30 protein-coding genes are annotated in these 18,251 nt (G+C 35.9%); all 30 read left to right on the forward strand.

Features of this window, described 5'->3' with window-relative positions:
• The first annotated feature begins 286 nt into the window (after positions 1-286).
• The 30 genes from rpsJ (at position 287) to hldE (ending at position 17,538) form a co-directional block, all read left to right on the forward strand.
• Positions 287-598, forward strand: a complete 312-nt coding sequence (gene rpsJ, locus HACICURT3053_RS01250; RefSeq protein ID WP_157990933.1) for a 30S ribosomal protein S10 — start codon at positions 287-289, stop codon at positions 596-598.
• Positions 599-627: 29 nt separating this feature from the next.
• Positions 628-1,257 (forward strand): 50S ribosomal protein L3, encoded by a 630-nt coding sequence (rplC, locus tag HACICURT3053_RS01255; RefSeq protein ID WP_157991945.1) that lies wholly within the window; start codon positions 628-630, stop codon positions 1,255-1,257.
• 10 nt (positions 1,258-1,267) lie between these two features.
• Entirely contained in the window at positions 1,268-1,873 is a 606-nt protein-coding gene (rplD, locus tag HACICURT3053_RS01260; protein ID WP_157991946.1) for a 50S ribosomal protein L4, read from the forward strand.
• Positions 1,870-2,172, forward strand: coding sequence for a 50S ribosomal protein L23 (gene rplW / locus HACICURT3053_RS01265; protein WP_157991947.1), 303 nt, complete (start codon positions 1,870-1,872; stop codon positions 2,170-2,172). Before rplD ends, rplW begins: the two co-directional genes overlap by 4 nt.
• Before the next feature lie 16 nt (positions 2,173-2,188).
• A complete protein-coding gene (rplB, locus tag HACICURT3053_RS01270; RefSeq protein WP_157991948.1) occupies positions 2,189-3,010 on the forward strand; it encodes a 50S ribosomal protein L2 in 822 nt (273 codons plus the stop codon).
• A 16-nt stretch (positions 3,011-3,026) separates the two neighbouring features.
• The gene (gene rpsS / locus HACICURT3053_RS01275) at positions 3,027-3,305 is read left to right on the forward strand and encodes a 30S ribosomal protein S19 (protein WP_157991949.1); all 279 of its coding nucleotides are present in this window, start codon (positions 3,027-3,029) and stop codon (positions 3,303-3,305) included.
• 11 nt (positions 3,306-3,316) lie between these two features.
• The gene (rplV, locus tag HACICURT3053_RS01280; protein WP_157991950.1) at positions 3,317-3,649 is read left to right on the forward strand and encodes a 50S ribosomal protein L22; all 333 of its coding nucleotides are present in this window, start codon (positions 3,317-3,319) and stop codon (positions 3,647-3,649) included.
• Positions 3,650-3,666: 17 nt separating this feature from the next.
• Positions 3,667-4,365, forward strand: coding sequence for a 30S ribosomal protein S3 (gene rpsC, locus HACICURT3053_RS01285; RefSeq protein WP_157991951.1), 699 nt, complete (start codon positions 3,667-3,669; stop codon positions 4,363-4,365).
• A 12-nt stretch (positions 4,366-4,377) separates the two neighbouring features.
• Positions 4,378-4,788, forward strand: coding sequence for a 50S ribosomal protein L16 (gene rplP, locus HACICURT3053_RS01290; protein WP_157991952.1), 411 nt, complete (start codon positions 4,378-4,380; stop codon positions 4,786-4,788).
• Positions 4,788-4,979, forward strand: a complete 192-nt coding sequence (gene rpmC / locus HACICURT3053_RS01295) for a 50S ribosomal protein L29 (protein ID WP_157991953.1) — start codon at positions 4,788-4,790, stop codon at positions 4,977-4,979. The genes rplP and rpmC overlap by 1 nt, the downstream gene beginning before the upstream one ends.
• Entirely contained in the window at positions 4,979-5,233 is a 255-nt protein-coding gene (rpsQ, locus tag HACICURT3053_RS01300; protein WP_157991954.1) for a 30S ribosomal protein S17, read from the forward strand. The genes rpmC and rpsQ overlap by 1 nt, the downstream gene beginning before the upstream one ends.
• 169 nt (positions 5,234-5,402) lie before the next feature.
• Entirely contained in the window at positions 5,403-5,774 is a 372-nt protein-coding gene (gene rplN, locus HACICURT3053_RS01305) for a 50S ribosomal protein L14 (protein ID WP_157991955.1), read from the forward strand.
• 9 nt (positions 5,775-5,783) lie between these two features.
• Positions 5,784-6,098, forward strand: coding sequence for a 50S ribosomal protein L24 (gene rplX, locus HACICURT3053_RS01310; RefSeq protein WP_157991956.1), 315 nt, complete (start codon positions 5,784-5,786; stop codon positions 6,096-6,098).
• A 16-nt stretch (positions 6,099-6,114) separates the two neighbouring features.
• Positions 6,115-6,654 carry a 50S ribosomal protein L5 gene (gene rplE, locus HACICURT3053_RS01315; RefSeq protein WP_157991957.1) on the forward strand — a complete coding sequence of 180 codons (540 nt, stop codon included), beginning with the start codon at positions 6,115-6,117 and terminating at the stop codon, positions 6,652-6,654.
• 15 nt (positions 6,655-6,669) lie between these two features.
• Positions 6,670-6,975, forward strand: coding sequence for a 30S ribosomal protein S14 (gene rpsN, locus HACICURT3053_RS01320; RefSeq protein ID WP_157991958.1), 306 nt, complete (start codon positions 6,670-6,672; stop codon positions 6,973-6,975).
• A 29-nt stretch (positions 6,976-7,004) separates the two neighbouring features.
• The gene (rpsH, locus tag HACICURT3053_RS01325; RefSeq protein ID WP_157991959.1) at positions 7,005-7,397 is read left to right on the forward strand and encodes a 30S ribosomal protein S8; all 393 of its coding nucleotides are present in this window, start codon (positions 7,005-7,007) and stop codon (positions 7,395-7,397) included.
• Positions 7,398-7,409: 12 nt separating this feature from the next.
• Entirely contained in the window at positions 7,410-7,943 is a 534-nt protein-coding gene (gene rplF, locus HACICURT3053_RS01330; protein WP_157991960.1) for a 50S ribosomal protein L6, read from the forward strand.
• A gap of 9 nt (positions 7,944-7,952) precedes the next feature.
• Positions 7,953-8,306, forward strand: a complete 354-nt coding sequence (gene rplR / locus HACICURT3053_RS01335; protein WP_157991961.1) for a 50S ribosomal protein L18 — start codon at positions 7,953-7,955, stop codon at positions 8,304-8,306.
• A 15-nt stretch (positions 8,307-8,321) separates the two neighbouring features.
• Positions 8,322-8,825, forward strand: a complete 504-nt coding sequence (gene rpsE, locus HACICURT3053_RS01340) for a 30S ribosomal protein S5 (protein WP_157991962.1) — start codon at positions 8,322-8,324, stop codon at positions 8,823-8,825.
• A 2-nt stretch (positions 8,826-8,827) separates the two neighbouring features.
• A complete protein-coding gene (gene rpmD / locus HACICURT3053_RS01345) occupies positions 8,828-9,016 on the forward strand; it encodes a 50S ribosomal protein L30 (RefSeq protein ID WP_157991963.1) in 189 nt (62 codons plus the stop codon).
• Positions 9,017-9,020: 4 nt separating this feature from the next.
• Complete coding sequence (gene rplO / locus HACICURT3053_RS01350) at positions 9,021-9,455, forward strand: 50S ribosomal protein L15 (protein ID WP_157991964.1); 435 nt, start codon at positions 9,021-9,023, stop codon at positions 9,453-9,455.
• On the forward strand, positions 9,445-10,797 hold the full coding sequence (gene secY / locus HACICURT3053_RS01355) for a preprotein translocase subunit SecY (RefSeq protein WP_157992303.1): 1,353 nt from the start codon (positions 9,445-9,447) through the stop codon (positions 10,795-10,797). Before rplO ends, secY begins: the two co-directional genes overlap by 11 nt.
• 33 nt (positions 10,798-10,830) lie before the next feature.
• Positions 10,831-10,947 (forward strand): 50S ribosomal protein L36, encoded by a 117-nt coding sequence (rpmJ, locus tag HACICURT3053_RS01360; RefSeq protein ID WP_157991965.1) that lies wholly within the window; start codon positions 10,831-10,833, stop codon positions 10,945-10,947.
• Positions 10,948-11,099: 152 nt separating this feature from the next.
• Positions 11,100-11,456, forward strand: a complete 357-nt coding sequence (gene rpsM, locus HACICURT3053_RS01365; protein ID WP_157991966.1) for a 30S ribosomal protein S13 — start codon at positions 11,100-11,102, stop codon at positions 11,454-11,456.
• Between the two features lie 16 nt (positions 11,457-11,472).
• The gene (gene rpsK, locus HACICURT3053_RS01370; protein ID WP_157991967.1) at positions 11,473-11,862 is read left to right on the forward strand and encodes a 30S ribosomal protein S11; all 390 of its coding nucleotides are present in this window, start codon (positions 11,473-11,475) and stop codon (positions 11,860-11,862) included.
• Positions 11,863-11,897: 35 nt separating this feature from the next.
• Positions 11,898-12,518 carry a 30S ribosomal protein S4 gene (gene rpsD, locus HACICURT3053_RS01375; protein ID WP_157991968.1) on the forward strand — a complete coding sequence of 207 codons (621 nt, stop codon included), beginning with the start codon at positions 11,898-11,900 and terminating at the stop codon, positions 12,516-12,518.
• A 28-nt stretch (positions 12,519-12,546) separates the two neighbouring features.
• Positions 12,547-13,542 carry a DNA-directed RNA polymerase subunit alpha gene (locus HACICURT3053_RS01380; protein WP_157992304.1) on the forward strand — a complete coding sequence of 332 codons (996 nt, stop codon included), beginning with the start codon at positions 12,547-12,549 and terminating at the stop codon, positions 13,540-13,542.
• 31 nt (positions 13,543-13,573) lie between these two features.
• A complete protein-coding gene (gene rplQ / locus HACICURT3053_RS01385; RefSeq protein ID WP_157991969.1) occupies positions 13,574-13,966 on the forward strand; it encodes a 50S ribosomal protein L17 in 393 nt (130 codons plus the stop codon).
• A 96-nt stretch (positions 13,967-14,062) separates the two neighbouring features.
• A complete protein-coding gene (locus HACICURT3053_RS01390) occupies positions 14,063-14,410 on the forward strand; it encodes a TusE/DsrC/DsvC family sulfur relay protein (protein ID WP_157991970.1) in 348 nt (115 codons plus the stop codon).
• A gap of 1,685 nt (positions 14,411-16,095) precedes the next feature.
• Positions 16,096-17,538, forward strand: a complete 1,443-nt coding sequence (gene hldE, locus HACICURT3053_RS01395; protein ID WP_157991971.1) for a bifunctional D-glycero-beta-D-manno-heptose-7-phosphate kinase/D-glycero-beta-D-manno-heptose 1-phosphate adenylyltransferase HldE — start codon at positions 16,096-16,098, stop codon at positions 17,536-17,538.
• Positions 17,539-18,251: the final 713 nt, after the last annotated feature.

Genomic DNA, 18,251 nt, shown 5'->3' on the forward strand with positions numbered 1-18,251 from the left:
AAAGATAAAAGAGCGCATGCGCTCTTTTATCTTTCTATAGTTCTGTGTAAATTTATTAGAGCATCGAACTGAATAATATTACAGTTGATTTACTTTCGGATATACTATAATGTCATCAGTGATGATTGTAGTCTATGGTTCACAGCTGTTTTAGATCAGTTTATTGATATTTGTTATTGTAGTTGTCTTTTTTAGTTGTTTACGTTAAAAAATTGCTTGCATCTATCAGATATAATAGATGACAGTACTAATCTTTTCTTTTATAAATAATTGGAGTTCTGATCTCATGCAGAACCAAAGAATTCGAATCCGGTTGAAAGCGTTTGATCATCGTTTAATTGATCGATCAACAATGGAGATTGTAGAAACCGCTAAACGAACTGGTGCGCAAGTACGTGGTCCTATTCCATTGCCGACTCGTAAAGAGCGCTTCACGATTTTGATCTCTCCTCACGTGAATAAAGATGCGCGCGATCAGTATGAAATTCGTACGCATAAGCGTCTAGTTGATATTGTTGAGCCCACTGAGAAAACGGTTGATGCACTTATGCGCTTGGATCTTGCTGCCGGTGTAGATGTGCAAATCAGTCTAGGTTAATAAGCTGATTAAAGAAGCTAGGGGAAGAGATGATTGGTTTAGTTGGTAAGAAATTAGGTATGACCCGTATCTTTACAGAAGATGGTGTTTCTATACCTGTAACTGTAATTGAATTGGAAGAGAATCGTATCACCCAGGTAAAAAAAGTTGGTAAAGAGCGTTATAATTCTCTTCAGCTTACTACTGGTGTGAAAAAAGCTCATCGTATTACTAAGCCTGAAGCAGGGCACTTTTCTAAAGCTGGTGTTAAGGCTGGTCGTGGTTTATGGGAGTTTCGAATTTCGAATATCTCTGAATTCAGGGTTGGACAAAGCATTAACATTAATATTTTTTCTGATATAAAAAAAGTGGATGTGAGTGGGTTATCTAAGGGAAAGGGTTTTACAGGTACAGTAAAGCGATGGAATTTTCGAACTCAAGATGCTAGTCACGGTAATTCACTATCTCATCGTGTTCCAGGTTCTATTGGTCAAAATCAGACGCCTGGAAAAGTGTTTAAAGGTAAGAAAATGGCAGGTCAGATGGGTAACAAACGTGTAACTATTCAGAGTCTTAGGGTTGTTCGTATTGATTATAATCGAAATATTCTTTTAGTTAGAGGTTCAGTACCTGGTTCTATTGGTAGTGATCTTATCATTAAAGAAGCTGTGAAGGCCTAAGGGGATAGATATGGAATTAGTTTTGAAAGACGCACGAAGCGTGATCAATGTTTCCAACACTATCTTCAGTTGTGATTTTAACGAAGCGTTAATTCATCAAGTGGTAGTTGCTTATGCGGCGGGTGCTCGTCAGGGAACTCGTTCTCAGAAAACTCGTGGAGAAGTTACTGGATCAGGAAAAAAGCCATGGCGACAAAAAGGAACTGGTCGCGCTCGAGCTGGTTCTTTACAAAGTCCAATCTGGCGATCGGGCGGTGTCACTTTTGCTGCTAAACCTCAAAATCATAGTCAGAAAATTAATCGAAAGATGTATCGTGGTGCGCTGAAAAGTATTTTGTCGGAATTGCTACGTCAAGATCGACTAATTATTGTTCAGAAGTTTTCTTTGGAATTAGCTAAAACAAGGTGTTTACTAAAGAAACTACAAGAGATGAATCTAGAGGATGTATTGATAATCACTGTGATGATAGAAGATAATTTACGATTAGCATCTAGAAATCTATATAAAGTTGACGTACGTGGTATAGAAAATATTAATCCAATTAGCTTGATTGCTTTTGAGAAAGTTCTTATAACTGCCGATGCAGTGAAAAGAATAGAGGAGATATTAGTATGAAGTGGGAAGAGCGTCTACTAACAGTTCTGCGTACGCCACACTTCTCTGAGAAAGCATCCAGAGTTCTAGAAAAGACGAATACTATTGTCCTTAAAGTTTCTAAAGATGCTACAAAATTAGAAATAAAGACCGCTGTACAGAGACTTTTTTCAGTGAAGATAAAAGATGTAAATACTGTGTTAGTTAAAGGTAAATCCAAACGTCATAAGCAGCGTGTTGGTCGTCGTAGTAACTGGAAAAAAGCTTATATCACTATGAAAAAAGGTCAAACTCTAGATTTATTCGGTGGTGTTGAGTAGACCTGAGGAAAGAATCATGACGCTGGTTAAATGTAAACCGACATCTCCGGGACGTCGTCACGTAGTGAAAGTGGTGAATCCAGAGTTATATAAAGGCAAGCCTTTTGCTCCTTTAATAGAAAAAAATAGTAAAACTGGTGGTCGAAATAATTTGGGTCGTATCACGACTCGTCATATCGGTGGTGGACATAAGCAAGCGTATCGCGTCATCGATTGTAAAAGAAATAAAGATGATGTGCCCGCAATAATTGAGCGTATTGAATATGATCCGAATCGTTCTGCAAATATTGCATTGATTTTATATAGAGATGGTGTGCGTCGTTATATTTTAGCCCCACAAGGGATCAAAGTAGGTGATCAGATTCAATCTGGTATTAATGTTACTATTAAGCTTGGTAATGCGTTACCAATGCGGTATATACCAGTGGGTTCTACTGTACATAATGTAGAAATGAAACCAGGTAAAGGTGGGCAAATTGCGCGTTCAGCCGGTACATACGTACAGATTGTTGCACGAGAAGGTTCTTATGTTACTTTGCGTCTACGTTCTGGTGAGATACGTAAGGTTCCATCCGATTGTCGAGCGACTCTTGGAGAAGTTGGCAATAGCGCGCATATGTTGCGTGTTTTAGGTAAAGCGGGGTCTGCTCGTTGGCGAGGTGTTCGTCCTACTGTCCGTGGTACAGCAATGAATCCTGTAGATCACCCACATGGGGGTGGGGAAGGGCGTAATTTTGGTAAGCACCCAGTCTCTCCTTGGGGTTTACAAACAAAGGGTAAGAAAACACGGAGTAACAAGCGGACTAATAAATTCATCGTTCGTCGACGTAGTAAATAATTTTAGAGGATAAAAAATGCCACGTTCTCTCAAGAAAGGGCCATTTATTGACCTACACTTGCTGAAGAAGGTAGAGAAAGTTTTGGCCACTGGAGAAAAGAAACCAGTGCGTACTTGGTCACGTCGTTCAACCATCTTTCCTAAGATGGTTGGTTTGACTATCGCTGTCCATAATGGACGTCATCATATTCCTATCTTTATATCTGATGATATGGTTGGTCACAAACTAGGTGAATTTTCTCCTACTCGTACATACCGCGGTCATTCTGCGGATAAAAAAGCTAAAAAGCGTTAAGAGAGAGGGAGATGGAAACTATCGCAAGACAGTGTCGCGCTCGTTCTTCTGCGCAGAAGATTCGTTTGGTTGCAAATCTTGTGCGTGGACAGAAAGTGTCGAAAGCTTTAGAGATTTTAATTTATACTAACAAAAAAGCTGCGGTATTAGTAAAAAAAGTTTTAGAATCCGCTATTGCAAACGCTGAACACAATGATGGTGTTGATATTGATAATTTAAAAATCACTAAGATCTTTGTTGATGAAGGCCCAAGCATGAAACGTACTATGCCGCGCGCTAAAGGTCGAGCGGATCGAATCTTAAAGCGTACTAGTCATATTACTGTAGCTGTGTCTGATTGCTGAGACACTGGAGATGAACAATGGGTCAGAAAGTACATCCAAATGGTATTCGCTTGGGTATTGTGAAGCCTTGGAGTTCTACTTGGTTTGCCAATACCAAAGAATTTGCTGATAATTTAGATAGTGATTTTAAAGTTCGTCGATTTCTTATGAAAGAACTTAATAAAGCATCTATCTCTCGTATCGTTATTGAAAGACCTTCTAAGAGCATTCGTGTTACTATTCATACAGCTCGTCCTGGTATTGTTATTGGAAAAAAGGGCGAAGATGTAGAAAAACTGCGAAAAGTAGTAGCGGATATAGCCGGTGTGCCAGCGCAAATTAATATTTCTGAAGTACGCAAACCAGAATTGGATGCAAAACTAGTGTCTGATAGTATTGCTTCACAGTTAGAGCGTAGAGTAATGTTTCGACGCGCTATGAAACGAGCAGTACAGAATGCAATGCGTTTAGGTGCTCAGGGGATTAAAGTTGAAGTTAGTGGACGTTTAGGCGGGGCAGAAATCGCACGTACCGAATGGTATCGCGAAGGGCGTGTCCCTCTTCATACCCTCCGAGCAGACATTGAGTACAATATTGCTGAAGCGCATACAACTTATGGTGTCATTGGTGTTAAGGTTTGGATCTTTAAAGGTGAAGTCCTAGGTGGTATGGCTGAGGTTGAGCAACCGGAGAAGGTAGCTCCACCTAAAAAGAAACAACGAAAAAGTCGTAAGTAAGGAGAGTCACCAATGTTACAACCAAAGCGTACCAAATTTCGTAAAATGCAAAAAGGTCGTAATCGCGGCTTAGCGCAGGGTACGGATATTAGCTTCGGTTTTTTTGGTTTGAAAGCTATAGACCGTGGTCGACTGACTGCTCGAGAGATTGAAGCAGCGCGTCGTGCTATGACTCGCGCTATTAAACGTCAAGGTAAAATTTGGATTCGTGTGTTCCCAGATAAACCGATTACTCAGAAACCATTAGAGGTTCGCATGGGTAAAGGGAAAGGAAATGTAGAGTACTGGGTCGCTCTTGTCCAGCCTGGTAAAGTTTTATACGAAATTGATGGCGTATCAGAAGAGTTGGCTCGGGAGGCCTGTAAACTAGCAGCATCTAAATTATCCATCAAAACCACCTTTATAACTAAAACGGTGATGTAATGAGAGAAATGGAAGTTTGCACACAAAGTATAGAAGAGCTTAATAGTCAGTTATTTAAACTATTACAAGAACAGTTGCATTTACGTATGCAGATAAGATCTAATCAATGTAAAAAAACTCATATTTTTAAACAGGTTCGCCGTAAAATTGCGCGGATTAAGACTTTATTAACTGAAAAGGCAGGGGCGTGATGACCGATAAAATCCGTACTTTGCAAGGCAGAGTCATGAGTAATAAGATGGAAAAATCTATTGTTGTAGCCATTGAGCGATTTGTGAAACACCCAGTATACGGAAAATTTATTAAGCGTACGACAAAATTACATGTGCATGATGAGAAAAATGAATGTAATATCGGTGATACAGTGAGTATTCGTGAATGCCGTCCATTGTCTAAGACCAAATCTTGGACTTTGGTTTCTGTTATAGAAAAAGCAATTTTGTAGTAGGATTTTCTATAGTTAAAGGTTTGGATTAACGGCTCGTTGGAGCCGTTTATTATTTCTATCTATACGTGACTGGCAGTGTTATAATATTTTTCTGTCTAAATATGGCGATTTATAAATAAAATTAAGAAGGTTCCACAGTGTCCATTGAACTAAGCGGAGTATGACCATGATTCAAGAACAGACTATGCTGAGCGTAGCCGATAATTCTGGTGCACGGCGCGTTATGTGTATTAAAGTTCTAGGCGGATCTCGCCGCCGTTGTGCAGGGGTAGGAGATATTATTAAAATTACCATTAAAGAAGCTATCCCGCGTGGTAAAGTTAAAAAGGGTGATGTACTAAAAGCAGTAGTTGTGCGTACCAAAAAAGGTGTTCGTCGTCCAGATGGTTCTGTAATCCGTTTTGATGGTAATGCATGTGTTATATTGAATAATCAAAGTGAACAACCTATTGGCACACGAATTTTTGGTCCGATAACTCGTGAATTACGTTGTGAACGGTTTATGAAAATTATCTCTCTGGCACCAGAGGTATTGTAAGGAGTAAGTATGGCAGCTAAGATCAGACGCGGTGATATAGTAATCGTCTTAACTGGAAAAGATAAAGGAAAACAAGGAGTAGTCCGAGAAGTTTTAGTTGAAGGAAAGGTAATGGTTGAGGGAATTAATTTAATTAAAAAACACCAGAAACCTATTCCATCTTCAAATCAATTAGGTGGAGTCATTACAAAAGAAGCTCCGATTCACATTTCTAATGTTGCATTTTTCAATGCAGTAACGGGTAGGCCCGATCGCATAGGATTTAGGTTTAAGGATGGGAAAAAAGTTCGTTTTTTTAAGTCAAATAGTGAAACTATTCAGTAAATTGGAGCAGTAGACCATGGCGGAATTACATGATTTTTATACAAAAATAGTAGTAAAAAAAATTATGGCTGATTTTCAATACCGTTCCCCCATGAGGGTTCCTCGATTTGAGAAGATTACTTTAAATATGGGTGTCGGTGAAGCGATTACTGATAAAAAACTACTAGATAGTGCAGTGGCTGATTTAACAGTAATTTCTGGTCAAAAACCTTGTATCACTAAAGCGCGTAAGTCAATTGCAGGTTTTAAAATTCGTCAGGACTATCCGATTGGCTGTAAAGTAACGCTTCGCAGTGAGCGAATGTGGGAGTTCTTGGAGCGACTTATTTCTATTGCTATTCCACGTATTCGTGATTTTCGAGGTTTGTCTACTAAATCTTTTGACGGGCATGGAAATTATAGTATAGGGGTACGTGAGCAGATTATTTTTCCTGAAATTGATTATGATCAAGTTGATCGTGTTCGTGGGATGGATATTACAATTACTACAACTGCAAAATCTGATAATGAAGGTCTTGCGCTGTTAGAAGCATTTAATTTTCCATTCCGTAAATAAGGAGGGTGGCTTTTTATGGCCAAGAAAGCACTAAAAGCGCGCGAGATTCTTCGTGTGAAAACAGCTGATAAGTATCGAGTCAAACGTGAAGAACTAAAATCTATTATTTCTGGCCCGAGTACTTCAACTGCAGATCGATGGGATGCTATGTTAAAGTTACAAACTTTACCACGTGATTCTAGTCCTGTTCGTCAGAGAAATCGATGTCGACAAACTGGTCGGCCACATGGTTATGTAGGTAAATTTGGTTTAAGCCGAATGAAATTGCGTGAAGCTGCTATGCGTGGTGAAGTTCCTGGTTTAAAAAAAGCTAGTTGGTAGCATTACTAATCTCATGGGAGTAAATACAAATGAGTATGCAAGATCCAATCGCTGATATGTTGACTCGTATTCGTAATGGGCAGTCTGCAAATAAAGTTTTAGTTAGAATGCCTTTTTCTAGATTAAAAATGGCAATTGCGAAGGTATTAAAAGAAGAAGGTTACATATTAGAATATAAGACTAGAGGTGGTTGTCGGTTAGAATTAGAATTAACGCTTAAATATTTTCAAGGTAAGGCTGTTGTTGAAAATATTCAACGTGTTAGTCGTCCTGGGTTACGTATTTTTAAACGTAAAGATGCTTTACCAAAAGTAATGGCAGGTTTAGGTATTGCTATAGTTTCTACTTCTAAGGGTGTCGTGACTGACCGTGTAGCTCGAGAGTTTGGTCTAGGCGGCGAAATTATTTGCTATGTGGCGTAATCGGAGAGGGAAATGTCTCGTATTGCTAAAGCACCTATTATAATCCCTTCCGGTGTAGAGGTAGGATTGAATGGTCAAGTTATTTCGATTAAAAGTATGACACACGAGTTAACTCGTGCCCTACATCAAGCCGTAGAAGTAAAGAGATTTAAGGATTCTTTAATTTTTTCTCCAAGAAAAGGTTTTTTAGATGGATGGGCTCAAGCAGGTACTTCGCGTTCCTTGGTGTATTCTATGATACTTGGTGTAATTAGTAGTTTTTTTAAAAAAATACAGCTAGTTGGTGTGGGTTATCGTGTAAGTCTAAAAGACAATAAACTGAACTTAACTTTAGGATTATCTCATCCGATTGAGCATATTCTTCCGGAAGGTATTACGGCGGAATGCCTTAGTCAGACAGAAATTCTTTTAAAAGGTGCTAATAAACAATTACTAGGCCAGGTTGCAGCTGATCTTCGTGCCTATCGTCCCCCCGAGCCTTATAAAGGTAAAGGGATTCGTTATTTTAATGAAACTGTACGTAGTAAAGAAGCTAAGAAGAAGTAAGGTGGTATTATGGATAAAAAATCTTCCCGTTTGCGACGGGCAACTCGGGTACGGTGTAAATTGAAAGCGCTTGGTGCTATTCGATTAGTTGTTCACCGTACTCCACATCATATTTATGCACAAATAATTACTCCAAGTGGATCAGATGTTTTGGTATCAGCTTCTACGGTAGAAAAAGTAATTCGTGACAACTTAATGTATACTGGAAATAAAAAAGCTGCGGAAAACGTTGGAAAAATTATTGCTGAACGAGCTCTTGAGAAAGGTATTACTCGCGTGTCTTTTGATCGATCTGGTTTTCAGTATCATGGGCGTATCCAGGTGTTAGCAGATTCTGCTCGTTCAGCTGGTTTACTGTTATAGGCTATGAGGCGTAAGATGGTACACATTGAAAAACAAGTTGGTGAACTACAAGAAAAATTAATCTCGGTAAATCGAGTCTCCAAAACTGTTAAAGGCGGTCGTATTTTCTCGTTTACTGCATTAACTGTAGTGGGTGATGGTAATGGTCGAATGGGTTTTGGTTATGGTAAAGCGCGTGAAGTTCCAGCAGCAATTCAGAAAGCAATGGAAAAAGCCCGTAGAAACATGATTGTTATTTCGTTAAATAACGGGACTTTACAACATGCTGTAAAAGGAGTTCATACAGGCTCTCAAATTTTTATGAAACCTGCTTCAGAAGGTACTGGTATTATTGCAGGTGGCGCCATGCGTGCAGTATTAGAAGTGGCTGGTGTTCATAATGTTTTAGCTAAAACTTATGGCTCTACGAATCCAATCAATGTCGTTCGTGCAACGTTAGATGGTCTTATAAAAATGAAGTCTCCAGAAAGTGTTGCAAGCAAGCGTGGTAAATCAATTGTAGATATTGTGGGATATTAATTATGGTTAAGATTATTCAAGTCACTCAAACTAAAAGCTCTATCGGTTGCTTACCTAAACACAAAGCAACATTACTTGGATTAGGTTTACGTCGTATTAATCAGACTGTGGAGCGTAATGACACACCATCTATTCGTGGTATGGTAAACTCAATTTCCCATATGATTACAATAAAAGAAAAAGAGGCGTAAAACAATGTACTTAAATACCCTATCCCCAGCTGACGGATCTAAAGATACGCCTAAACGTCTTGGTCGAGGTGTTGGATCTGGTCTTGGAAAGACTGCAGGACGAGGTCATAAAGGACAGAAATCACGTTCTGGCGGGGGCCTTAATCGTGGATTTGAAGGTGGACAAATGCCTTTATATCGACGTCTGCCTAAGTTTGGTTTTACATCCAGAAAATCTATGGTTACTCAAGAGGTACGTTTATCGGATTTAGCTAAAATTAAAAGTGATTTTGTTGAACTAAATTCTTTAAAAGAAGCTCGTCTTATAAGTATAAAAACAAAGTTTGTCAAAGTTATTATGTCTGGCACAATTTCTGCGCCAGTAATCATTCGCGGTTTGCGTGTAACCAAAGGTGCACGGTCTGCTATTAAAGAGGTTGGCGGTACAATTGAGGAATAATCACTCGAAGTTATCTAAGAAGACAAAATTCGATCTTTTAAGTCAAAAAAGCAGTGTTGATGAACTAAAGTCTAGAGTTGTATTTATTATTATAGCTCTCATTGTCTTTCGTATTGGTTCTTTTATTCCAATTCCAGGCGTGGACGTCACCATTTTTTCGAATCTTCTTGAACAACAACGTGGCACTATTCTTGAAATGTTTAATATGTTCTCTGGTGGTGCTTTAAGTCGTGCATCTGTTTTTGCGTTAGGTATTATGCCATATATTTCAGCATCAATTATTATTCAGTTAATAAGCATAGTGAACCCATATTTATCTGAGATTAAAAAAGAGGGGGAAATTGGGCGTCGTAAGATTGCTCAATATATTCGTTATGGTACATTAATATTAGCCATTATTCAGTCAATTGGTATAGCTGCTGGTTTACCTAATCTTCCTGGTATGCAAGGATTAGTTTTAAATCCCGATTTCTTTTTCTATATAACTGCTATTATAAGCTTAGTTACTGGGACAATGTTTTTGATGTGGCTAGGTGAGCAAATTACTGAAAGAGGTATAGGAAACGGTATTTCGATTATTATTTTTGCAGGTATTGTTGCGGGCTTACCTCCTGCAATTGCTCATACTCTTGAGCAAGTAAGGCAAGGTGATCTCAACTTTTTTTTATTGTTAACGGTTGTGATATTAGTATTTTCTATAACTTTTTTTGTGGTATTTGTTGAGCGTGGTCAACGACGTATTATAGTTCATTATGCACAGCGTCAACAGGGTCGTCGTGCATATTCTGCACATAGAACTCATTTACCATTGAAAGTGAATATGGCTGGGGTTATCCCAGCTATCTTTGCTTCTAGTCTAATATTACTTCCAGCTACTATTTCTTCTTGGTTTGGTGGAGGAGTAAATTGGGATTGGTTGACAGAAATTTCCATGTTATTACAACCTAATCAACCTCTTTATTTATTACTTTATATAATAGCAATTATTTTTTTCTCTTTTTTTTATACAGCACTTGTTTTCAATTCAAGAGAAACGGCTGATAATTTAAAAAAGTGTGGTGCATTTATATTAGGTGTGCGTCCAGGGGAGCAAACGGCAAAATATATTAACAAGGTGATGATTCGTCTAACACTGATTGGTGCGTTATATGTTACGTTTATTTGTTTAATTCCAGAGTTTTTAAGAGATGCAATGAAAGTGCCATTTTATTTTGGTGGTACTTCGTTACTTATTGTTGTTATTGTTATAATGGATTTTATAACTCAATTACAAACTTTACTTATGTCAAATCAGTATGATTCTGTTTTAAAAAAGGCTAATTTAAAAGATTATAATAGTTAGTAAAACGATTAAAAGAAGTCATGGAGACCAAAAATGAAAGTATGTACTTCTGTTAGAAGGTTATGTCGTCATTGTAAAATTATTCGACGAAATCGAATTGTTCGTGTAATTTGTAGCGCTGAACCTAAGCATAAACAGAGACAAGGTTAATTTAGTAGCATATTTTTCTTGCAAAATTGCATGGAGCTGGATAGATTAACTAGTTCATATATTCAATTTCTATTCATGCTCATCTTAGCGCTTTAGTAATGTGCTTATTGGATAGAGAGACATTAGTTGTAGTGAATTTATAGGAGTGCATAGTGGCCCGTATAGCAGGCATTAACATTCCTGATCATCAACATACCGTAATTGCATTAACTACAATTTTCGGTATCGGAAAAACTCGTTCACAACTCATCTGTAAATCAACGGGGATTGACGAAAATGTTAAGATCAGTGAGCTATCCGAAGAGAATATCGATATACTGCGTGATTCAGTGTCAAAATTTGTTGTTGAGGGTGATCTTCGTCGCGAAGTTACTCTGAGCATTAAACGTTTGATGGATCTTGGGTGTTACCGAGGTTTACGTCATCGACGCGGCTTACCAGTTCGAGGACAACGTACGAAGACTAATGCACGTACTCGCAAAGGTCCTCGTAAACTAATAAAAAAATAGTCTGAGTGATTAAATAATGGCAAAGGCACCAGTTCGTGCACGTAAGCGTTTAAGAAAGCAAATATCTGATGGTGTTGCGCATATTCATGCGTCTTTTAATAATACCATTGTGACTATTACCGATCGTCAAGGTAATGCTTTAGGCTGGGCAACAGCCGGTGGCTCTGGATTTCGAGGTTCTCGTAAGTCTACTCCATTTGCTGCACAGGTTGCCGCAGAACATTGCGCAGAAGTTGTAAAAGATTATGGAATTAAAAACTTAGAGGTTATGGTTAAGGGTCCAGGTCCAGGGCGCGAATCGACGATTCGTGCCCTGAACGCAGCAGGTTTTCGCATCACAAACATTACTGATGTGACTCCGATCCCTCATAACGGTTGTCGTCCGCCTAAAAAGCGTCGTGTATAAGAGCGGCCTGTTATTAAGGAATTCTGGAGGCAGATATGGCAAGATACTTAGGTCCAGTATTAAAACTGAGCCGTCGTGAAGGCACAGATTTATTTCTTAAATCTGGTGTTCGTACAATCGAAACAAAATGTAAGTTACAACAAGCTCCTGGTCAACATGGAATACGTAAATCACGTTTATCTGACTATGGTGGACAGTTGCGTGAAAAACAGAAAGTGCGTCGTATGTATGGAGTGCTAGAACGTCAATTTTGTAATTATTACAAAGAGGCAGCTCGTCTGAGAGGAAATACTGGAGAAAAACTTTTAGTTCTTTTAGAAAGCCGTCTTGATAATGTAGTATATCGTATCGGTTTTAGCACTACACGATCAGAGGCGCGTCAACTTGTTAGTCACAAATTAATTATGGTAAATAGACGAGTAGTAAATATTGCTTCATATCAGGTAAAGCCAAATGATATTATCAGTATTTGTGAAAAGGCTCAAAAACAATCTCGTTTAAAATCTGCTTTAGAATTATCTAATCAGCGCGAAAAGCCAAGTTGGATCGAATTGGATATGAATAAGATGGAAGGTATTTTTAAGCATATCCCAGTACGTACTGATCTTACTGCAGACATTAATGAGCATTTGATAGTTGAGCTTTATTCAAAGTAAAGTAGAGTGGTGCCAAAGAGAGGATACAATGCAGGGTTCTGTGATAGAGTTTCTCAAACCGCGTTTAGTAGATATTGAGCAAGTTAGCACAACACATGCCAAGGTCACCCTTGAACCTTTAGAGCGTGGTTTCGGTCATACCCTTGGTAATGCGCTACGTCGTATTTTATTATCCTCAATGCCTGGTTGCGCTGTTACAGAGGTTGAAATCGATGGAGTACTGCATGAGTACTCTATTAAAGAGGGTGTACAGGAAGATATTTTAGATATTCTACTTAATTTAAAAGGCTTGGCGGTCAGAGTTAATGGAAAAGATGAAGCAACTTTAACTTTGCATAAATCAGGTATTGGTCCTGTAACTGCTTCTGATATTATACATGATTCTGATGTTGAGATTGTCCAACCAAACCATGTGATTTGTCATTTAACCTCAGAAAATTCTACTATTGTGATCAGAATGAAAGTAGAGCGTGGTCGAGGATACGTACCTGCTTCTTCTCGCACCTATGCAGAAGAAAATGAGAGACCACTTGGACGACTTTTAGTAGATGCCTGCTATAGTCCTGTAGAACGTATTGCTTATAACGTTGAGGCCGCTCGTGTTGATCAGCGCACGGATCTAGATAAGTTGGTTATTGAAATGGAAACGAATGGAACTATTGATCCTGAAGAGGCTATTCGTCGGGCAGCTACTATTTTAGCAGATCAATTAGAGGCATTCGTTGATTTGCGGGATGTGCGTCAACCAGAAGTAAAAGAAGAAAAACCAGAATTTGATCCAATTTTATTGCGGCCAGTTGATGATCTGGAATTAACAGTTCGTTCTGCTAATTGTCTTAAAGCGGAATCTATTCACTATATTGGTGATTTAGTGCAACGTACTGAAGTTGAATTGCTTAAAACGCCTAATCTTGGTAAAAAGTCTTTAACTGAGATTAAAGATGTTTTGGCTTCTCGTAATTTATCACTGGGAATGCGTTTAGAAAATTGGCCGCCAGCATTACTAGTTAATCATATGATATAAAGTTATAATCTTATTATAAAAGGATAAAGTCATGCGCCATCGTAAAATAGGGCGTCAACTAAATCGAAATAGCAGCCATCGTCAGGCAATGTTTCGAAACATTGCCGCTTCATTAATTCGCTATGAATTAATTAAGACAACTGTAGCGAAAGCAAAAGAGCTTCGTCGTATCATAGAACCATTAATTACCCTTTCTAAAACTGATAGCCTTGCTAATCGTCGTCTAGTTTTTTCTCGAATTCGTGACAATGAGATTGTGAGAAAATTGTTTAATCAACTAGGCCCGCGTTTCATAGATCGATCTGGTGGTTATATCCATATTTGGAAGTGTGGTGTGCGTGTTAGTGATCATGTTCCTATGGTTTATATTGCGTTAGTTGGTCGGCCAGAAATGATAAAACCAGATTCTGAAAATATAAGGTAATTAATCTATATTTTATAATATATAAATGATGCTAGTCATATGATTTTATAAGATAATATATTTATCTTTTAAAGATTGCATACAATCAGATCAGAGATGCAAAAGAGTTCATTTCAACATAGAGATCTTTATAAGGAAATGGATCGCGATATAGAAGGTTATCTTTTGTCTGTAACAGATTGGACGGAAGATGTTGCAAAAAAAATTGCGAAAGAGGATGGTGTTAATCTCAGTCCATCTCACTGGGAAATTATTTATTTAGTGCGCAACTTTTATCTAGAATTTAATATTTCTCCGACAGTGCATATGTTAGTCAGAATGATACAAAATAGGCATGGTAAAGGAAAAGGGAATAGTCGTTATCTTTTTCGTCTTTTCCCAAAAGGACCAGCAAAACAAGCTACGAAAATTGCTGGTCTTCCCAAACCTAGCAATTGTCTTTAATTAAATAGAGAGTTATAAGCTTTAATATTAGTGATAAAAATATAAAGTATATCTACTATAAATGATAGTAGTTAAAAAGAAGGTGTTTGTTGAAGATAGAAATTAGTCCTGATTTTTATAAGATAGATTAATTATATATTGGTAAGTTTTATATTTATAAGCTCAAAATACTATTGATATGAGTGTAAATTATATACGCGATAAAATAGCTATGCATCATTTTAAATAGAAATTTACTGATTTTTCTGATGATATGTAACTTGATTGGACTTTATTGATCTTTCATTTTTTAGTGAAAGTGATTAATGTAATAAAAGATATTGTTGATACGAAATAAACTATAGTTGATTATTTCTCTATTTTTGATAGATTGCATAAGAGAACATCTATTTTGTATCTAGAGAGAATATGCTGATGAGATTAGATAGTTATCATGTTTAATAAACATAACACTTAGTTTTATATATTACTATAATTATAGTAATATACCTTAGTTATGTGTTGATTTAATAATTGCATGTAATATAATGGATATTATAAAAGCTAATAATTACTATTATTATAAAATATCAGATTACTTGAAATCGATATCTAGATAAGTTATTTATATTCTATGATATTCTCTTGTTTAGAGACTCAAGATTTATAAGAATAATATTTATTAATGATAAAATAAATAAGTGTTATTTGTATTGTTCTTATGTTTAAGACAATTATTTTTGATGATCATTAAATATGAATACGATCAGAGATGTATTTTTATATATGAATATTTTAATTAATTGTCATATTCAGTAATATCTGAATTTATATGTAAAATAAATATAGATACTACGATTGTTTGGATCAGACAGTAAAGTCAGGCTCTTCAATCCTTCCCCTGATAAGAGGAAGGATTGAAGATTAGTTTAGACACATTTCATGCATGTATCTTGGGTTTAAAATTTATTTTAATTATGTTGGCAGCCTAATTATAAGTGTTTTATGATGAAGAATAATATATAATTCTATATTACATATAATGTAGAAATAGTATTGATGACATCTATTGTTTTCATTTACATCTATAAGGCTGTTTTTTCACATTTAAGGTGTTTTTTATCTTTTTATAAATGTTCTTATTTATCACGATAGTGATTATTTGAAATTTTTAAGGATTTGTAGAATAAAGAGATTCTATTTTAATATAGAAAAAAACAAGACATTAGATCTAATCCTATTCAGATCTAACTATAAGAATAGTTCTATTACTTGACCATTCTAGTAAACGAAAGTTAATAGAAAATATATATTGCTATTTATTTGGTAATGATTAATTAATTTCGATTATATAATTTCCAATTATATGCTATTTTTTTCGTTTTTTTATACAGGATAAATGTTATTGATTATTAATCAGTTTTACAGAAATTTTTAAAAGAAATAAAAAATTAGGTAAGGGGCAATATCTCCATAGTTATTAGAGTGATTTATAAATAACATCAGAACATTTTATGTGACTGCTTTTTAGAAAGTTTTTTTATATTTTAATGCATTACTACGCAGATAAGATTTAGAGGAATGGTTCCTTTATTATAAAATACAGATATTATATATAGTAGTAGTTACTATATAGAGATTATTTTCGTATTTAAATTGATTTTATCAGTTCATGCAGTGAGTTGTATGTATGCGGAGCTTATGTAATGAACATTACCTTGCCTAACTTTACAGGTGTTGGCGTGTTAATAGTAGGAGATGTATTGTTAGATCAGTATTGGCGCGGACTTACACCAAAAATTTCTCCTGAAGCACCAGTTTTAGTAGTAAAAGTTAATCACATAGAAGATCGTCCTGGTGGTGCTGCTAATGTTGCTATGAATATTGTTTCATTAGGTGCCCAACCTTATCTTATTGGTTTTCTTGGAGCTGATGAGGCTGCAAAATCTTTACGAAAAGCTCTGGACAATGTGAATGTAATATGTGATTTTATTTCTGTTGATAATTATTCTACTATTATTAAAACACGTGTGTTAGTACGTAATCAACAACTTATTCGTTTAGATTTTGAAGAAAAATTAGAAGGAATTCATTCCGAGCTTATTCATGATCGAATATATAAATTTTTACCACATATCCGAGCGATTGTTTTATCTGATTATGATAAAGGCGCTTTAGCCAATGTTCAAACGATCATTACTTTAGCACGAAATAAAGGTATCGCTATTTTAGTAGATCCTAAAGGTAATGATTTTTCTCGTTACTATGGAGCTACGTTGATTACACCAAATTTACATGAATTTGAAAAGGCTGTAGGCAAATGCAAAAATGAAGATGATATTCTTGAAAAAGGTACAAGATTAATGCAAGAAAATTCATTTTCTGGATTACTTATTACTCGTTCAGAACATGGGATGATATTATTACAACCAGATCAAAATCCTTGTTATATGCCAACTCAGGCAAAAGAGGTCTATGATGTTACTGGAGCAGGAGACACAGTAATTAGTGTAGTAGCAACTTCTGTAGCGGCTGGTTACACCTTGGAAGAGAGTTGTTTCTTTGCAAATATAGCAGCAGGGATAGTAGTAGGTAAAATTGGTACTTCAACTGTATCTGCAGTTGAGCTTGACCATGCTATTGACATGAGATTGAAAGAAGGTGGTAGAATGATTGATGAAGCACAGTTGATGATTGAGATTAGAAAATCTCGTCAACGTGGTGAAACAATAGTAATGACGAACGGTGTTTTTGATATCCTACATGCAGGACATGTATCTTATTTATCCAATGCGCGTAAATTAGGAGATCGTCTGATTGTAGCAGTAAATAGTGATCTATCTACTCGTCGTTTAAAAGGCATGTCTCGACCAGTTAATCCACTTGTTAATCGAATGCGAGTATTAGGTGGATTGAAATCTGTTGATTGGGTAATTAGTTTTGATGACGACACGCCAAAGCGGCTAATTACAAAAATACTTCCTGATTTTCTAGTAAAGGGTGGTGATTATAAATGCACAATTGAAGAGATTGTAGGAAGTAAAGAGGTGTTAGATAATGGTGGTAGTGTAAGAGTGCTAAATTTTGAAGATGGAATTACTACTAGCAAGATCATACAAAGGATTATTAGAGGCAAAGACAATTACTAAGTTCTGATCTCCTCAATTTAAAAGTTAATCCAACTTAATAATACGATTGTTTAACAAAAATCACTAGAAGATAATTTTTACATCATAATAGCAATTAAATCAAACATCCAAATATATATGATTATATAAAGAAAATATCATATAATTGTTTAGAACTGTATAAGATATGAGTAGTTCGTTGGTAATTATTTTAAAGATATTAAATATTATGAGTGTAATATATCATTTTATGATATGCAATTATAAATTATATAAGAAGTTGAATCGCTATAATTATATAGATTTTACTAAGGTCATTCTTTTTTAAAAGAATAAATTTTTAAAAGGTTTACAGATTAATTCTTTGTATTAATAAAATAAAAACAAGCATCTATAGTTATAGATAGAATCATAGATATAGCAATGGATAGAAAGGATTCGATGGATTTATTTTAAGATAATGCATATATTTAATGTTAAATATGTTATTATTCAATAATTTTAATTTAGACTAAATGTTGTGATTATTGTTTTAGAACTAAGGGTAATAAGATGTAGATCTTTGATACCAGTTTTCTAAAGTAGATAATTTTATTTTTTGAGAATGAATAAACGATTTACTAAAATGTAATAATAATATTTATTACATTTCGATTAATAGTTTGAATTATTACAATCTAAAAACATAAAACAATCATAGTATACATCCAATATCAGTTCGGTCAAAAAGTCAT

It is taken from the genome of Candidatus Erwinia haradaeae (genome assembly GCF_900698855.1).
Lineage (GTDB): Bacteria > Pseudomonadota > Gammaproteobacteria > Enterobacterales > Enterobacteriaceae > Erwinia_E > Erwinia_E haradaeae_F.

What these genes read in the sequence shown, in the direction of transcription:
- rplD (WP_157991946.1), top strand. Translation starts at nt 1,268, where the DNA reads ATGGAATTAGTTTTGAAAGACGCACGAAGCGTGATCAATGTTTCCAAC.
- rplF (WP_157991960.1), top strand. Translation starts at nt 7,410, where the DNA reads ATGTCTCGTATTGCTAAAGCACCTATTATAATCCCTTCCGGTGTAGAG.
- hldE (WP_157991971.1), top strand. Translation starts at nt 16,096, where the DNA reads ATGAACATTACCTTGCCTAACTTTACAGGTGTTGGCGTGTTAATAGTA.
- rplB (WP_157991948.1), top strand. Translation starts at nt 2,189, where the DNA reads ATGACGCTGGTTAAATGTAAACCGACATCTCCGGGACGTCGTCACGTA.
- HACICURT3053_RS01380 (WP_157992304.1), top strand. Translation starts at nt 12,547, where the DNA reads ATGCAGGGTTCTGTGATAGAGTTTCTCAAACCGCGTTTAGTAGATATT.
- rplP (WP_157991952.1), top strand. Translation starts at nt 4,378, where the DNA reads ATGTTACAACCAAAGCGTACCAAATTTCGTAAAATGCAAAAAGGTCGT.
- rpmC (WP_157991953.1), top strand. Translation starts at nt 4,788, where the DNA reads ATGAGAGAAATGGAAGTTTGCACACAAAGTATAGAAGAGCTTAATAGT.
- rplQ (WP_157991969.1), top strand. Translation starts at nt 13,574, where the DNA reads ATGCGCCATCGTAAAATAGGGCGTCAACTAAATCGAAATAGCAGCCAT.
- rpsC (WP_157991951.1), top strand. Translation starts at nt 3,667, where the DNA reads ATGGGTCAGAAAGTACATCCAAATGGTATTCGCTTGGGTATTGTGAAG.
- rpsJ (WP_157990933.1), top strand. Translation starts at nt 287, where the DNA reads ATGCAGAACCAAAGAATTCGAATCCGGTTGAAAGCGTTTGATCATCGT.
- rpsK (WP_157991967.1), top strand. Translation starts at nt 11,473, where the DNA reads ATGGCAAAGGCACCAGTTCGTGCACGTAAGCGTTTAAGAAAGCAAATA.
- rplV (WP_157991950.1), top strand. Translation starts at nt 3,317, where the DNA reads ATGGAAACTATCGCAAGACAGTGTCGCGCTCGTTCTTCTGCGCAGAAG.
- rplO (WP_157991964.1), top strand. Translation starts at nt 9,021, where the DNA reads ATGTACTTAAATACCCTATCCCCAGCTGACGGATCTAAAGATACGCCT.
- rpsE (WP_157991962.1), top strand. Translation starts at nt 8,322, where the DNA reads ATGGTACACATTGAAAAACAAGTTGGTGAACTACAAGAAAAATTAATC.
- rpmJ (WP_157991965.1), top strand. Translation starts at nt 10,831, where the DNA reads ATGAAAGTATGTACTTCTGTTAGAAGGTTATGTCGTCATTGTAAAATT.
- rplE (WP_157991957.1), top strand. Translation starts at nt 6,115, where the DNA reads ATGGCGGAATTACATGATTTTTATACAAAAATAGTAGTAAAAAAAATT.
- rpsQ (WP_157991954.1), top strand. Translation starts at nt 4,979, where the DNA reads ATGACCGATAAAATCCGTACTTTGCAAGGCAGAGTCATGAGTAATAAG.
- rplC (WP_157991945.1), top strand. Translation starts at nt 628, where the DNA reads ATGATTGGTTTAGTTGGTAAGAAATTAGGTATGACCCGTATCTTTACA.
- rplR (WP_157991961.1), top strand. Translation starts at nt 7,953, where the DNA reads ATGGATAAAAAATCTTCCCGTTTGCGACGGGCAACTCGGGTACGGTGT.
- rpsH (WP_157991959.1), top strand. Translation starts at nt 7,005, where the DNA reads ATGAGTATGCAAGATCCAATCGCTGATATGTTGACTCGTATTCGTAAT.
- rpsN (WP_157991958.1), top strand. Translation starts at nt 6,670, where the DNA reads ATGGCCAAGAAAGCACTAAAAGCGCGCGAGATTCTTCGTGTGAAAACA.
- rpsS (WP_157991949.1), top strand. Translation starts at nt 3,027, where the DNA reads ATGCCACGTTCTCTCAAGAAAGGGCCATTTATTGACCTACACTTGCTG.
- rplX (WP_157991956.1), top strand. Translation starts at nt 5,784, where the DNA reads ATGGCAGCTAAGATCAGACGCGGTGATATAGTAATCGTCTTAACTGGA.
- rpmD (WP_157991963.1), top strand. Translation starts at nt 8,828, where the DNA reads ATGGTTAAGATTATTCAAGTCACTCAAACTAAAAGCTCTATCGGTTGC.
- rplW (WP_157991947.1), top strand. Translation starts at nt 1,870, where the DNA reads ATGAAGTGGGAAGAGCGTCTACTAACAGTTCTGCGTACGCCACACTTC.
- rpsD (WP_157991968.1), top strand. Translation starts at nt 11,898, where the DNA reads ATGGCAAGATACTTAGGTCCAGTATTAAAACTGAGCCGTCGTGAAGGC.
- rplN (WP_157991955.1), top strand. Translation starts at nt 5,403, where the DNA reads ATGATTCAAGAACAGACTATGCTGAGCGTAGCCGATAATTCTGGTGCA.
- HACICURT3053_RS01390 (WP_157991970.1), top strand. Translation starts at nt 14,063, where the DNA reads ATGCAAAAGAGTTCATTTCAACATAGAGATCTTTATAAGGAAATGGAT.